We start from the raw sequence: 14,197 nt of genomic DNA on the forward strand, positions 1-14,197 counted from the left end.
CGCCGGGGACGCGGCGACCCGCTACCCCCGTCGGAGGCGCCGAGGGCCGGGCCCCGGCCCGCGGCGCCCGGCGTCACAGCGCGGCGGCCGTCCGGCGCAGCACGCGCAGCGAGTCGGTCGCCGAGACCTCGGTGAACGCGCCCGACGCGAGCGCCCGCAGATAGACGCGGTACGGCGCCTGGCCGGTGAACTCGTCGACCGGGTCGGGGAAGACGTCGTGGATGGCCAGGATGCCGCCCTCGGCGAGCTTGGGCGCCCAGCCCTCGTAGTCGGCGCTCGCGTGCTCGTCGGTGTGGCCGCCGTCGATGAAGACGAAGCCGAGCCGTCCGCCCCACACCCGCGCCACCTGCGGGGAGTGCCCCACCACCGCGATGACGTGGTCCTCCAGACCGGCCGCGTGCAGGGTGCGCCGGAAGGTGGGCAGCGTGTCCATCCGCCCCACCTCCGGGTCGACCACGGTCGGGTCGTGGTACTCCCAGCCGGCCTGCTGCTCCTCGCTGCCGCGGTGGTGGTCGACGGTGACCGCGACCGTGCCGCTCTCCCGGGCGGCCTCGGCGAGCAGGATCGTGGAGCGCCCGCAGTAGGTGCCGACCTCCAGGAGCGGCAGCCCGAGCGCCCCCGCGGAGGCCGCCGCCTCGTACAGCGCCAGGCCTTCCCGTACCGGCATGAAGCCCTTGGCCGCCTCGAAGGCGGCCAGGATCTGAGGCTGGGGAGTGGCCACGGCCCGGCTCCTCTGTGTCGTACGTGTGTGAGCGGTCCATGCTGCCGTACGCCCGCCGGGCGCCTTCGGGCGGGCGGGGCTCGAAGGTCTCGCACAGCTGACCTTCCGTCAGATTGAAACGTGTTCTACTCTTGCGCCGTTCCGGGACCGGCGACGGGTGAGGGCGTCCATGGGCATCGCGATCACGCAAGAACACCGGGAGCTCGCCGAGGCGGTGCGCGGCCGGCTGGCGCGGGCCGCGCCCGTCGAGGAGGTGCGCAAACTCCTGGACGCGCCCGAGGCCGCCCGGTCCCGGCCGCCGTTCTGGGACGGGCTCGCCGAACAGGGCCTGCTCGGCATCCACCTCGGCGAGGAGTTCGGCGGGGGCGGCCTGCCCGAGCTCGCCGTCGTCCTGGAGGAGGCCGGGCGCGCACTGCTGCCGGGCCCCTACCTCCCCGGCGCGCTCGCCGCCGAGCTGCTGCGCCGCGCGGGGCACGACGCCCTGGTCGCCGACATCGCTTCGGGACGCAGGACCGCGGCCGTGGCGTTCGGCGCGGGGACGCTCACCGCCGTGGGCCGCGGGGGCGGTCTGCTCCTCGACGGGACCGCGCCTCCCGTACTGGCCGCGGGCCAGGCCGACGTGGTGGTCCTCGCGGCGCGGGAGGACCACCGGACGCTGTGGTGCGCGGTGGACGCCGAGGCGCTGCGGATCCGTCCGCACGAGAGCGCCGACCCGACCCGGCCCACCGCCGAGGTGCGGGCCGAGGGCGTGGTGGTCGACGCGGACCGGGTCCTGGACGTGGACAGCGCCCTCGTCCACGACCTCGCCTGCCTGCTGCTCGCCGCCGAGTCGTGCGGCACGGCGGACCGGGCCCTGGAGATCGCGGCCGGGCACGCCAAGGTCAGGGAGCAGTTCGGCCGCCCCATCGGACAGTTCCAGGCCGTCAAGCACCTCTGCGCCGACATGCTCGTACGCCTGGAACAGGCCCGCGCCCTGGTGTGGGACGCGGCCCGCGCCATGGACGAGCCCGCCGGGGTGCGGGGCCTGGCCGCCTCGCTCGCCGCGGCCACGGCCCTCGACGCGGCCTGCTCCTGCGCCAAGGACTGCGTCCAGATCCTCGGCGGCATCGGCTTCACCTGGGAGCACGACGCCCATCTGTATCTGCGCCGTGCTCTCGTCGCCCGCCAACTGCTCGGCGCCGGGGACACCCACCGGCTGCGGGCCGTGCGGCTGGCCGGGGAAGGGGCCCGCCGGGAGCTCTGCATGGAGCTGCCGCCCGAGGCCGAGGACTTCCGCGGGGCCGCCCGCGCCGTGATCGAGGGCGTACGGGGCCTGGACCCGGGTGCGGTGCGCCGGGCCCTCGCGCCCACCGGATACGCGGCCCCGCACCTGCCCGCCCCCTACGGGCTCGGCGCCGGGCCCGTCCAACAACTGGTCATCCAGGAGGAGTTGAGGCGGGCCGGGGTCAAGGTGAGCGACCTCGGCATCGCCACCTGGGTGGTGCCCTCGCTCCTCGCCCACGGCTCCGGCCCCCAGCGGGACCGCTTCCTCGCCCCGACCCTGCGCGGCGAACTCCTGTGGTGCCAGCTCTTCTCCGAGCCCGGCGCCGGCTCCGACCTCGCATCCCTGCGCACCAGGGCCGAGCGCACCGAGGACGGCCGCTGGCGCGTCACCGGACAGAAGGTGTGGACGAGCGCCGCGCAGTGGGCCGACTACGGCATCCTGCTCGCCCGCACCGACCCTGCGGCCCCCAAGCACAAGGGACTCACCTACTTCCTCGTCGACATGAAGCGGACCGAGGGCATCGACATCCGTCCGCTGAAGGAGATCACCGGGGACTCCCTCTTCAACGAGGTCTACCTCGACGGGGCGCTGCTGCCCGCCGACGCCGTCGTCGGCGAGGTCGACGACGGCTGGCGGGTCGCCCGCAACACCCTGGGCAACGAACGCGTCCACATGGCCGACCAGGTGGCCTTCGACACCGGGCTCGAAGCGCTGATCGCCCGCGCCGGTGAGCTCGACGGGGCGTACCGGGCGCGGATCGGCGCGCTGGCCGCCGAGGCGCACGCGCTCGCCTGCATCGGGCTGCGCACCACCCTGCGGCAGGTCTCGGGCCTGGAACCCGGCGCCGGGGCCAGTGTCCGCAAGCTCGTCCAGACCCCGCACCAGCAGAAGGTCGCCGAGCTGGCCCTCGAACTCCTCGGCCCCGAGGGCGCGGTCGCCGAAGGGGCGGGGGAGCGGGCCGTGCACGGCTTCCTCATGTCCCGCTGCCTGACCATCGCGGGCGGCACCACCCAGGTCCAGCTCAACGTCGTCGCCGAGCGCATCCTCGGCCTGCCCCGAGACTGAAGGGTTCCCCTGCCGTGAAGAGTTACATCGTCGGTGTCGGCATGACCAGGTTCGAGAAGCCCGAGTCCCGGGACTGGCAGTACTGGGACATGGCCAAGGAGGCCGGGAGCGCGGCGCTGGCCGACGCGGGCATCGCGTACGACGAGGTCGAACAGGTCCCCGTCGGCTACTGCTTCCAGCCCTCGACGGCGGGCCAACGCGCCGTGTACGAACTGGGGTTGACCGGGATACCGGTCTACAACGTCAACAACAACTGCGCGACCGGGGCGAGCGCGCTGATGCTGGCCCGGCAGTTCGTGGAGGGCGGGGTGAGCGACTGCGTGCTCGCGCTCGGCTTCGAGAAGATGAAGCGGGGCGCGCTGGGCGGGGGCTCGGACGGCGGGGACTTCACGACCTCGCCGGTGGCCCGGCACTACGGCGTCATGGCCGCCCGCCACGGCTTCGAGATGACGCCGCCCACCGCGCAGATCTTCGGCAACGCGGCGCGCGAACACATGGAGCGGTACGGGACCACCGCGGCGCAGCTCGCCGCGGTGGGCGCCAAGAACCACCGGCACTCGGTGAACAACCCCAACGCCCAGTTCCAGCAGGCGTATGCGGTGGAGGAGGTGCTGGGAGCGAAGACCATCCACCGGCCGCTGACGAAGCTCCAGTGCTCGCCCACGTCGGACGGGTCGGCGGCGGCGGTGGTCGTCTCGGAACGGTTCGTGGACGGCAAGGGGCTGGGGGACCGTGCGGTCGAGATCGCGGGCCAGGCGATGGCCACGGACACCGAGGAGTCGTTCGCCTCGGGGAGCTGCATCGACGCGGTGGGCGCGCCGATGTCGCGCGCGGCCGGCCGCGAGGCCTTCGCCCGGGCGGGCCTGGCCATCGAGGACGTCGACGTGATCGAGCTGCACGACTGCTTCTCGATCAACGAGCTGCTCACCTACGAGGCGCTGGGGATGTGCGGGGCGGGGGAGTCCGGGAAGCTGGTCGAGTCCGGGGCGACGACGTACGGGGGCCGCTGGGTGGTCAACCCCTCCGGGGGTCTGATCTCGAAGGGGCATCCGCTGGGGGCGACGGGTCTCGCGCAGGCGGCGGAGCTGGTGTGGCAGGTGCGCGGGGAGGCGGGGGCCCGGCAGGTGCCGGGCGCGCGGGTGGGCCTCGCCCACAACATCGGTCTGGGCGGCGCGGCGGTGGTGACCCTGCTGCGCCGGTAGCCCATTCCCCGCCCCGCCCCTTTCCCGAGACGCTCCGGGGGGCGTCGGTTCGCCTGCGGGCCGCACGTGGCTGGTCGCGCGGTTCCCCGCGTCCCTCAACGGGTCAGGGAAAGGGGGGTGTAACAGGCACCCACCCCGTGCGAGCATGACTCGCATGGCCCACACGTCCGCTGACACCCACATATCCACCCCCACCCGAACCCCCCGCACCTGGCCCGTCGTCCTCGCCGCCTGCGCGGGCCAGTTCCTCGTCGTGCTGGACGTGTCCGTCGTCAACGTGGCCCTCCCCTCCATGCGCACCGGCCTCGGCATGAGCGCCGGCGGCTTGCAGTGGGTGGTCAACGCGTACGCCATCGCCTTCGCCGGGTTCATGCTGCTCGGCGGGCGCGCGGGCGACCTCTACGGGCGCAAGCGGATGTTCCTCGTGGGGCTCGGCCTGTTCACCGCGGCCAGCCTCGGCGGCGGGCTCGCCCAGGAGGGCTGGCAACTGCTCGCGGCCCGGGCCGCCCAGGGCCTGGGGGCCGCGGTCCTCGCGCCGGCCACCCTCACCATCCTGACCGCCGCGGTCCCGGAGGGCGCCGCCCGCACCCGGGCGATCGGCACCTGGGCCGCGGTCGGCGCGGGCGGTGGCGCGGCGGGCGGGCTCGTCGGCGGCGTGCTCACCGACGCCCTGTCGTGGCGCTGGGTGCTGCTCATCAACGTGCCCGTCGGCGCGCTCGTCCTGCTCGGCGCCGCGCTGTGGATCACCGAGTCGCGGGCCGGGCAGCGCCACCGGCTCGACCTGCCCGGCGCCGTCCTCGTCACGGCCGGGCTCGCGACCCTCTCGTACGGCATCGTGCAGACCGAGCAGGGCGGTTGGGGCGCGGTGGGGACGCTCGTCCCGCTCCTTGGCGGGGTGGGTCTCCTCGTCGCGTTCCTCGTGGTCGAGGGCCGCACCGCCGCGCCGCTCATGCCGCTGAGGCTCTTCCGGCTGCGAGCCGTCTCCGCCGCGAACGCGGTGATGTTCGTGTGCGGCTCCGCGATGTTCTGCACCTGGTTCTTCATGACCCTGTACGCCCAGAACGTGCTCGGCTACAGCCCCTTGGGCGCCGGTCTCGCGCTCATCCCCAGCTCGCTCAGCGTCGTCCTCGGCTCGAAGCTGGCGCCGCGCATCATGCCGCGGACCGGCGCCCGGAACCTGACGGTGCTGGGTGTCCTGGTGACCGCGGCCGGGTTCGGCTGGCAGTCCACGATGCGCGCGGACGACCCGTACTGGCTGTCGATCCTGGTGCCCGGCATCCTCATGATGACCGGCGCCGGGCTCGCCACCACACCGCTCGCGGCGCTGGCCACGTCGGGGGCCGCGCCGAGCGAGGCCGGACTGGTGTCGGGCCTGATCAACACGTCCCGGACGATGGGCGGCGCGCTGGGCCTGGCCGTCCTCTCCACGGTGGCGGCCTCCCGCACCGGGGTGGTCCAGAGCGCCGAGAACCTCACCGCCGGGTACGCGCTCGCCTTCCGCGTCGGCGGCGTCGTGCTGCTCGGCAGTGTGCTGCTCGCCCTGCTGTGGCTGCCCCGGGCGGCGGGCCCCGCCACCCGGGCCTGAGCCCTACAGCCAGCCCTGCTGACGGGCCGAGCGCACCGCCTCCATGCGGTTGCGGGTGCCCGTCTTGCCGATGGCGGACGACAGGTAGTTGCGTACGGTCGACTCCGACAGGTGCAGCTTGCCCGCGATGTCGGAGACCGTCGCGCCGTCCACCGAGGCGTTCAGGACGTCGCGTTCGCGGGCGGTCAGCGGGCTCGGGCCCGCGCTGAGGGCGGCCGCGGCGAGCGCCGGGTCGATCACCGTCTCGCCGCGCAGGACCCGGCGGATCGCCTCCGCGAGGTCCTCGACCGGGCCGTCCTTCACGAGGAATCCGGCCGCCCCCGCCTCCATCGCGCGGCGCAGATAGCCGGGCCGGCCGAACGTGGTGAGGATAAGCACCCGGCACTCCGGGACCTCCTCGCGCAGGTCCGCGGCCGCGTCCAGGCCGCTCCTGCCCGGCAGTTCGATGTCGAGGAGCGCCACGTCGGGGCGCGAGACGAGGGCCTCGGGGACGATCTTGTCGCCCGCCGAGACCTGCGCCACGACCTCCATGTCCTCTTCGAGGCCGAGCAGCAGGGCGAGCGCGCCGCGCATCATCCCCTGGTCCTCGGCGAGCAGTACGCGCACGGATTTGGCGGGTCGGTGATCCTGGGGCATCTCGTCCACGGGGAAAGGGTATGCGCGGCCGGGCGTCAGTGGTGGCCGGGGGCGGTGGTCAGTTCGGCGTCGAGGGCCGTGTCCTCGGGGTCCACCGGGAGTTCGGCCCGCACCTGGAAGCCGGTGCGGGGCGCGGGGCCCGCGGTCAGGGAGCCGCCCGCCGCGGCGAGGCGCTCGGTCAGGCCCTTGAGGCCGTTGCCGCCCGTCCGGGGCCCCGGCGCGGGCGCGGCGGGCGCGCCCCTGCCGTTGTCGGTGACCGTCAGGGTCACCCGCTCCGGGGTGCCCTCGACGACGATCTCGCAGCGGGTCGCGGCGCTGTGGCGCACGACGTTGGTGACCGCCTCGCGCACCACCCAGCCGAGCAGTGCCTCGGCCTGCGCGGGCAGCGGCGGCCCCGACTGGCGTACCACCGGCTCGACTTCGGCGGCGCTCAGCGCCGAGCGGGCCCGGTCGAGCTCGGTGGCGAGACTGCCCTCGCGGTAGCCGGTGACGGCCTCGCGTATCTCGGTGAGGGCCTGGCGGCCGACCGACTCGATGTCGGCGACCTGGCCGAGGGCCGCGTCCAGGTCGCGCGGGGCGATCCGGCGGGCGGCCTCGGACTTCACCACGATCACGGACAGGGTGTGGCCGAGCAGGTCGTGCAGATCGCGGGAGAAGCGCAGGCGCTCCTTCTCGACCGCGGTACGGGCCAACTCCTGCCGGGTGTCGCGCAGTTCGCGGACCGTCTCGGAGAGCGAGAGCAGCGCCGAGATCACCAGACCGGACAGGAACGTGCCGTACGCGATGGTCATGTTGTCCCAGGGGTCGCCGGTCTTGACCCCCGAGATCACCCCCACCGAACCGGCGAGCACGATGAGCACCACGCCCAGGCGCCGGTCCCGCACCGCCGCGCCGCAGGCCAGCGAGAGCAGCGGGAAGAAGAGGAGCCAGACGCCGCCGTAGCCGATGCCGACGGCGTAGGTGACGGCGGCGAGCCCGGCGAGCAGGACGAGCGTGGCCCGCTCCCCGCGCCGCTCCTTGTCCAGGGCGCGGAAGGCGACGTGCGCGTACAGGACGGCGAAGGCGACGACGCCGAGTCCGCCGAGCCAGGGTTCGGCGACCTTGCCCTTGGCCACCTCGACCGCCGCGCCGCTGCCCATCAGGAGCCACGGCAGGAAGGTGTAGCCGTTGGCGGGCGGGCCCGGGAACTCCTCGGCCTTCTCGCCGGGCGGAGGCAGCTTCGGCAGCAGTGATGGCATGGTCTTCTCCCCGTACTGGTGACTCATGAGCTCACCGGCCTCGTCGTCCGGCACTCACGCGGTCCGTGCGGACCGACGGTAGGAGACCACGGCGTACGCACCGAAGACCACCAGCCAGGCTGCCATCAGTGCGATGGTCGCCGCACCCGGGGCATGACCCTGCGAGGTGGCCCAGCCGAGGTCGGCGAAGCGGTGGGTCGGAGTGTACTCGGCGATCTTCCGCAGCCAGCAGGGGAAGGCCGAGACCGGGAACCACAGGCCGCCGAGGATCGCGAGCCCCATCAGGCAGGCCACGTTGACCACGCCGGTGGCCTGTGCGGACAGCCGGTAGCCGTTGCCGAGGCCGAGCATCGTGAACGGCAGCGCCCCGATCCACAGGAGCAGGGTGAGCGCGGCCCACTGCCAGGCGTCCAGGCGCACCCCGTTGATCAGCGCGCCGGACAGCAGCACCGCGAGGATGCCGGGCAGCACGGTCACCGAGCCGCTGATCGCGCGGCCGGTCACCACCCGCGTCGGCGGCAGCGGCGCGATCCGCAGCTGCCGCAGCCAGCCGATCGACTTGTCGGAGGCCACGCCGGTGCCGGTGCCGAGCGCCGCACCCAGCGCCCCGTAGGCCGCCATCCCGACCATGGAGGAGACCTTCCAGCCGGCGTCGCCGCTCTGGCCCCCGCCGATGTTGGTGAAGAGCAGGTACATCAGCACCGGCATGCCGATGCCGAAGGTCACGAAGGAGGCGTCACGGAGCGTGCGCCGCATCTCCAGCTTGATGTACTCGAACATCAGACGGTCTCGCTTTCGCGTGCGGTGAGGGAGAGGAAGGCGTCCTCCAGGCTTGCGGGGGCGACTTCAAGGCGGCGTACGGCGCCCATCGCGGCGAGCGCGACCACGGTCGCGTCCGAGTCGTCGCTGCGCAGCCGGGCCCGGTCGCCGTGCACCTCGACCGCGGCCACGCCCGGCAGCAGGGCGAGCCCCTCGGTCGGCATGCCCGCGAGGTCGAAGGAGACCAGGCTGCCGCCCGCCGCGCGCTTGATGGTCTCGCCGGGCCCGTCGGCGACGATCCGGCCCCGGTCGATGACGACGATGCGGTCGGCGTTGTCGTCGGCCTCTTCGAGGTAGTGGGTGGAGAACATCACCGTGTTGCCCCGGTCGGCGTACGTGCGCATCGACTCCCAGAACGCGCGCCGTGCCTCCACGTCGAGCGCGGCCGTCGGCTCGTCGAGCAGCAGCAGTTCGGGGTTGCCGACCAGCGCCATGGCGAACCGCACCCGCTGACTCTGGCCGCCGGAGAGCTTGTCGACCCGGCGGTCCGCGAACTCGGTGAGTCCCGCCAGCGCCAGCGCCTCGGCGACCGGCATCGGCTTCGGGTACATGCTGCCGATGAAGAACACCAGCTCGCGCACGGTCACCCGGGGGATCGGGCTGCCCTCCTGGAGCATCGCCCCGACCAGGCCCTCGCGCACCGCCCGTTCCGGGGTGCGGCCGAAGATCCGCACCTCGCCCGCGTCGGGCTCGTTCAGGCCGAGCAGCAGGCTGATGGTGGTGGACTTGCCGGCCCCGTTGCGGCCGAGCAGCGCCACGGTCTCGCCGCGCCCGATGGTCAGCTCGGCCCCGTCCACCGCGCGGAGCGCCCCGTAGGACTTGACCACCCCGCCGAAGCGGACCGCGGCGGCGCTCTGTGTCGTCATCTGCGTCATGCCCACCACGCTACGGAGCCGGACGGGCCCGCCCCAGATGCGGTTGTACGGAGCTGAGCAGGACAAATGTCCTGGGGTACCCCCGCCGAAAGTGTCATGGGGCGCCCCCTTCCGGTAATCTGACGTAGCGTCAGGAGCCTTCACAACGGCGGGGGTGTGCGCTATACCTGGGGGCCATCGGCCTAGAACGCGTTCTAGAAGGCGGACGGGTCCTCGGTCCGGTCCAGTACGACCTCGGTGCGGCCGACGGTGCGGACGGCCGCACCGAGGTCTTTTCCCGTGCCCGCACAACGCTCAAGGAGCAGCATCCTCATGCCCATTGATGCCGCGAAGGCGGTCGCCGCCGAGCCCCGGTCCACCGAGATCGCCTGGGACCACAAGGACGTACAGCTCTACCACCTGGGGCTCGGGGCGGGGCTCCCGGCCACCGACCCGGACGAGCTGCGCTACACCCTGGAGTCCCGGCTGCACGTGCTGCCCTCCTTCGCCACCGTCGCGGGCGCCGGCATGGGCGTGGTCGGCGGGCTCTCCGCGCCCGGCGTCGACGTGGACCTCGCTGCGGTGCTGCACGGCGGGCAGGCCATCACCCTGCACCGGCCGATCCCCGTACGGGGCAGGGCCACCTCGACCTCCAAGGTGGCCGCCGTCTACGACAAGGGCAAGGCCGCCATCCTGGTCCTGCGCACCGAGGCCGCCGACCAGGACGGCCCGTTGTGGACCAGTGACGCGCAGATCTTCGTGCGCGGCGAGGGCGGCTTCGGCGGGGACCGGGGGCCCTCCGCCCGTCCCGAGCGGCCCGACCGGGACGCGGACCACGTGGTCGAGCGCCCGGTGCGCGAGGAACAGGCGCTGCTCTACCGGCTCTCGGGGGACTGGAACCCGCTGCACGCCGACCCCGACTTCGCCAAGCTGGCCGGCTTCGACCGGCCGATCCTGCACGGCCTGTGCACGTACGGGATGACGCTCAAGGCCGTCGTGGACACCCTGCTCGGCGGCGACGTGACCCGGGTGCGCTCCTACGCCACCCGCTTCACCGGGGTCGTCTTCCCGGGCGAGACTCTGCGCATCCGGATGTGGTCGGACCCCGGCCGCGTCCAGGTGGCGGTGACGGCGGTGGAGCGGGACGAGGCGCCGGTCCTGGCCGACACGATCGTGGAACACAACTGAGCCTTCTTTTCCGGCACTTGAGGGGAGCCGCACCATGCGCGCAGCCGTACTGCACGAGATCGGCCAGGACAAGCTCGACGTGCTCGACGACGTGGAGGCGACCGGCTTCGGGCCGGGGAAGGTCAAGCTCCGCGTCCGCGCGACCGGGCTCTGTCACTCCGACCTCTCGGCGATGAGCGGCGTGCTGCCGCAGCCCGCGCCGTTCGTCCCCGGCCACGAGGGGGCCGGGGAGGTCATCGACGTCGGCGACGGAGTGACGGACCTCAAGCAGGGCGACCGGGTCCTGATGTGCTGGCTGCCCGCGTGCGGGACGTGCCCGTCCTGCAAGCGCGGCCAGACCCAGCTCTGCCTGGCGGGCTTCATGAACGCCGGGACCCCCAACTTCCGGCGGGCCGGCGGCGAGGTGTTCGGCTTCGCGGGCACCGGCACCTTCGCCGAGGAGGTCGTCGTCGCGGCGGGCTGCGCGGTGCCGATCCCCGACGACGTGCCGTACGAGATCGCCGCCCTGATCGGCTGCGGGGTGACCACCGGGCTCGGCGCGGCCATCAACACCGCCAAGGTGGAGGCGGGTTCGTCGGTCGCGGTCATCGGCTGCGGCGGGGTCGGCATCTCCACCATCCAGGGCGCCCGGGTGCAGGGCGCGGCGCAGATCGTCGCCGTCGACCCGGTCGCCTCGCGCCGTGAGGCGGCGCTCAGGTTCGGCGCCACGGAGGCGGTTGCGCCCGACGGGTTCGCCGACGCCAAGCAGCGCGTCACGGGGGGCGAGGGCTTCGACTACGTCTTCGAGGTGGTCGGCCGTTCCGTGACCGCCCGCACCGCGTACGAGAACACCCGGCGCGGCGGCACCCTGTGCGTGGTCGGCGCGGGCGCCATGGACGACTTCTTCCAGGTCAACATGTTCGAGCTGTTCTTCGACGAGAAGCGCATCCTGCCGTCCATGTACGGCGGCGGCGACGTCCTGCGCTCCTACGAACGGGCCATCGCGCTGTGGCGGGCGGGCCGCATCGACCTGGAGGGCCTGATCACCCACCGGGTGCGGCTCGCCGGGATCAACGACGCCCTCGACCAGATGCGCAGCGGCGAGGCCCTGCGCACCTGCATCGAGATCTGACCCGACCCGTCCGCACACCCCCTTGCGAGAGGATCAACCGGCATGGCAGCACTGCCACTTGAAGGCCTGTCCGCGATCGTCACCGGGGCCGGGCGCGGGCTCGGCCGGGCCGAGGCGCTCGAACTCGCCCGGCTCGGCGCGGCGGTCGTCGTCAACGACTTCGGGCAGCCCGGGCGCGACGGCTCCGGCCAGGCGTCGACGGGCCCCGCCGAGGAGGTCGCCGCCGAGATCAGGGCCGCGGGCGGGCAGGCCGTCGCCCACACCGGGGACGTGGCCGACCACCAGCAGGCCGGCGAACTGGTCCGGTTGGCGGTCGAGACCTACGGCAAGCTCGACATCCTGGTCAACAACGCGGGCATCCTGCGGGACCGGATGATCTTCTCGATGAGCGAGGCCGAGTGGGACTCGGTGATCCATGTGCACCTCAAGGGGCACTTCAACACCACCCACTTCGCCGCCGCGCACTGGCGCGAGCGCTCCAAGGCGGCGGGCGGCCCGGTGTACGGCCGGATCGTCAACACCTCGTCGGAGGCCTTCCTGGCCGGTTCGGCGGGCCAGCCCAACTACGCGGCGGCCAAGGGCGGCATTGTCGGCCTGACCACCTCCACCGCGCTCGCGCTCGGCAAGTACGGGGTCACCGCCAACGCGATCTGCCCGCGGGCCCGCACCCGCATGACCGAGGACGTCTTCCAGGGGTTCCAGGAGCCGGGGGAGGGGGAGCTCGACCCGCTGGCGCCCGAGCACGTCTCGCCCCTGGTCGGCTATCTGGCCTCGCCCGCCGCCGCCCGGGTCAACGGGCAGCTCCTGGTGGTGCACGGCGGCATGGTCGCGATCGTCGAACGGCCCAGGGTGGCCGCCCAGTTCGACACCGCGAAGGAGGTCTTCTCGTACCAGGAGCTCGACGAGCTGCTCTCCCCCTACTACGCGGACCGGCCCGCGGGCGAGACCTTCGCCGCGGCCGAGGTGCTCGGGCTCAAGCACGGCTGACCGCGGCCCGCGCACGACCGAGGCCCCCGGGGTGACCACCCCGGGGGCCTCGGCCCGTACGGCTGTCAGGCGTTGCTGCCCGCCGTCTCCTCGCGCCGGTGGCGTCCGTGGGCCGGCGCCGCCGTGTCCTCGGAGGCCGCGCCGCCCCGGTGCCTGCCGGCGCTGTCGGTCCCCGTCTCCTGCGGACGGGTGTCGGTCTGGTTGGACATGAGCTGTGGTCACCCCGTAGTCGTCTTCACGTGTCCCTCGTACAGGGCGCCGATTCTAACGATCTCCTGACAGCCGTCGACGGCCGGTCAGGGGTGCCTGCCCGAGCGGTACGGGCTTGGCCGCGGCGGGCCTGGCGGGCGGCGGCGGTGCGGCGGGCGGGTCCGGCGGCGCGGGCAGGTCGAGCACCGCGCACGGGCTCGCCTGCGTGACGTACGGAAGCCGCAGCACCCCCTCCGGGCGCCACACGCCCGCGCCCGTCAACCAGCCCTGCGGGGCGGCCAGTTGGTGCAGATGGCGGCCCGCCGGGCGCCAGACGCCGACCCAGGTGCCGCCCTCCGCGTCGATGCGCAGGGCCACAGCGCAGGACTCCGGCATCAGGACCTGGCCCGGCTGGATGGCGAACGGCGTCAGGGCCGCGTCCGCCAGGCGCAGGCATTCGGGGAAGCGCACCGGGAGCGCCGAGCCGAGCACGCCCCAGCCGAGCCGGTCCTGGCCCGGCGCGTTCGAGCGGATCATCAGCAGCCCGCTGTCGGCGTCCGCGAGCAGCAGCCGGTCGTCGCTGTCCTCGGTGATCTGGAGCAGCTCGGTGACCTCCCCGCCGCGCTCCAGGTCGACGGCCACCGCCTTGGTGCGGCCGTCCAGCTCCCGGTCGAGCGCGAGCATCCGGCCGGTCCGGTCCAGCCACACCCCGCCTGAGCAGCGCCCCTTGAGCCGGGCCACCAGCTCGGGCCCGAACGCGCCGCCCGCCACCAGCCACAGCGCCGTGCCGTCCGGGCCCGCCGCGAGCGCGTAGGCGCAGCTGCCGTCCGGGGACGGCGGAAGCAGGGTGAGCTCGCCCGCCGCCGCGTCGACGGCGCCCAGCTGCAGCTCGCCGGTCGCGGGGCCGGTGGGGTAGAGCAGCGCGAAGGAGTGCCGGTCGGCGATCCTGCGGTGGATGAGCACCCTGCCGTCCGCCATGGGCAGCACCCCCGCGTCCGGCTCCTCCGGCTGGTTGCCGGGCAGCGGCACCGCGTAGGGCTCGGGGCCGTCGAGCGTCCAGCGCTCCGGGAACCAGGCCCCCGCATCCGCGTCGCGCACCAGCCTCGCGGCGTACGAACCATTCGCGGTGATCGCGAACCCCGTACCTCTGACCGCGCCGTCCTCGGCAGCGGTCTCGATGGCCAAAGCCGTCATCAGATGGCTCACCTCCGGCCACCGAAGCTAGTTTTCGCACTTCCAGCCGAACAACACGAGACCACTCGCTTCACACCAAAGGGTGGCTGTCGGGCGATTCGCCTGTGTGCGGGGAGACGGGTGTGCAGGAACGGTTTATGTAAG

At 73.6% G+C, this 14,197-nt stretch carries 13 protein-coding genes; 6 read left to right on the plus strand and 7 right to left on the minus strand.

Going from position 1 to position 14,197, the window contains the following annotated elements; all coding sequences use genetic code 11:
* Positions 1-73: 73 nt before the first annotated feature.
* Entirely contained in the window at positions 74-667 is a 594-nt protein-coding gene (locus AC07F3_RS08300; protein ID WP_479111938.1) for a class I SAM-dependent methyltransferase, read from the minus strand.
* Between the two features lie 223 nt (positions 668-890).
* On the opposite strand from AC07F3_RS08300, the gene AC07F3_RS08305 reads away from it, so the two are divergent.
* The 3 genes from AC07F3_RS08305 (at position 891) to AC07F3_RS08315 (ending at position 5,837) form a co-directional block, all read left to right on the plus strand.
* A complete protein-coding gene (locus tag AC07F3_RS08305) occupies positions 891-3,050 on the plus strand; it encodes an acyl-CoA dehydrogenase (protein ID WP_479111647.1) in 2,160 nt (719 codons plus the stop codon).
* A gap of 14 nt (positions 3,051-3,064) precedes the next feature.
* Positions 3,065-4,252 (plus strand): lipid-transfer protein, encoded by a 1,188-nt coding sequence (locus AC07F3_RS08310; protein WP_479111649.1) that lies wholly within the window; start codon positions 3,065-3,067, stop codon positions 4,250-4,252.
* 154 nt (positions 4,253-4,406) lie between these two features.
* Entirely contained in the window at positions 4,407-5,837 is a 1,431-nt protein-coding gene (locus tag AC07F3_RS08315; RefSeq protein WP_479111650.1) for an MFS transporter, read from the plus strand.
* Between the two features lie 3 nt (positions 5,838-5,840).
* Here AC07F3_RS08315 and AC07F3_RS08320 read toward each other — a convergent pair whose 3' ends face one another.
* From AC07F3_RS08320 to AC07F3_RS08335, 4 genes are read right to left on the minus strand one after another with little or no spacing between them, the layout of a single operon-like run.
* Complete coding sequence (locus AC07F3_RS08320; protein ID WP_479111940.1) at positions 5,841-6,473, minus strand: response regulator; 633 nt, start codon at positions 6,471-6,473, stop codon at positions 5,841-5,843.
* A 35-nt stretch (positions 6,474-6,508) separates the two neighbouring features.
* On the minus strand, positions 6,509-7,711 hold the full coding sequence (locus tag AC07F3_RS08325; protein WP_479111652.1) for a histidine kinase: 1,203 nt from the start codon (positions 7,709-7,711) through the stop codon (positions 6,509-6,511).
* 54 nt (positions 7,712-7,765) lie between these two features.
* Positions 7,766-8,491 carry an ABC transporter permease gene (locus AC07F3_RS08330; protein ID WP_479111654.1) on the minus strand — a complete coding sequence of 242 codons (726 nt, stop codon included), beginning with the start codon at positions 8,489-8,491 and terminating at the stop codon, positions 7,766-7,768.
* Complete coding sequence (locus AC07F3_RS08335; protein ID WP_479111942.1) at positions 8,491-9,396, minus strand: ABC transporter ATP-binding protein; 906 nt, start codon at positions 9,394-9,396, stop codon at positions 8,491-8,493. Before AC07F3_RS08335 ends, AC07F3_RS08330 begins: the two co-directional genes overlap by 1 nt.
* 321 nt (positions 9,397-9,717) lie before the next feature.
* On the opposite strand from AC07F3_RS08335, the gene AC07F3_RS08340 reads away from it, so the two are divergent.
* The 3 genes from AC07F3_RS08340 to AC07F3_RS08350 are packed head-to-tail and all read left to right on the plus strand — an operon-like array spanning position 9,718 to position 12,670.
* Positions 9,718-10,572, plus strand: a complete 855-nt coding sequence (locus AC07F3_RS08340) for a MaoC/PaaZ C-terminal domain-containing protein (protein ID WP_479111656.1) — start codon at positions 9,718-9,720, stop codon at positions 10,570-10,572.
* Between the two features lie 34 nt (positions 10,573-10,606).
* The gene (locus AC07F3_RS08345) at positions 10,607-11,683 is read left to right on the plus strand and encodes a Zn-dependent alcohol dehydrogenase (RefSeq protein ID WP_479111657.1); all 1,077 of its coding nucleotides are present in this window, start codon (positions 10,607-10,609) and stop codon (positions 11,681-11,683) included.
* Positions 11,684-11,725: 42 nt separating this feature from the next.
* Positions 11,726-12,670, plus strand: a complete 945-nt coding sequence (locus AC07F3_RS08350; protein ID WP_479111659.1) for a 3-oxoacyl-ACP reductase — start codon at positions 11,726-11,728, stop codon at positions 12,668-12,670.
* Between the two features lie 65 nt (positions 12,671-12,735).
* Here the strand turns inward: AC07F3_RS08350 and AC07F3_RS08355 are convergent, their stop codons facing one another.
* Together AC07F3_RS08355 and AC07F3_RS08360 are read right to left on the minus strand one after the other, a co-directional pair.
* Positions 12,736-12,879, minus strand: coding sequence for a hypothetical protein (locus AC07F3_RS08355; RefSeq protein ID WP_479111660.1), 144 nt, complete (start codon positions 12,877-12,879; stop codon positions 12,736-12,738).
* Between the two features lie 55 nt (positions 12,880-12,934).
* Positions 12,935-14,053: a hypothetical protein gene (locus tag AC07F3_RS08360; RefSeq protein WP_479111662.1), complete on the minus strand. Its 1,119-nt coding sequence runs from the start codon at positions 14,051-14,053 to the stop codon at positions 12,935-12,937.
* Positions 14,054-14,197: the final 144 nt, after the last annotated feature.

It is taken from the genome of Streptomyces sp. NPDC045846 (genome assembly GCF_056431605.1).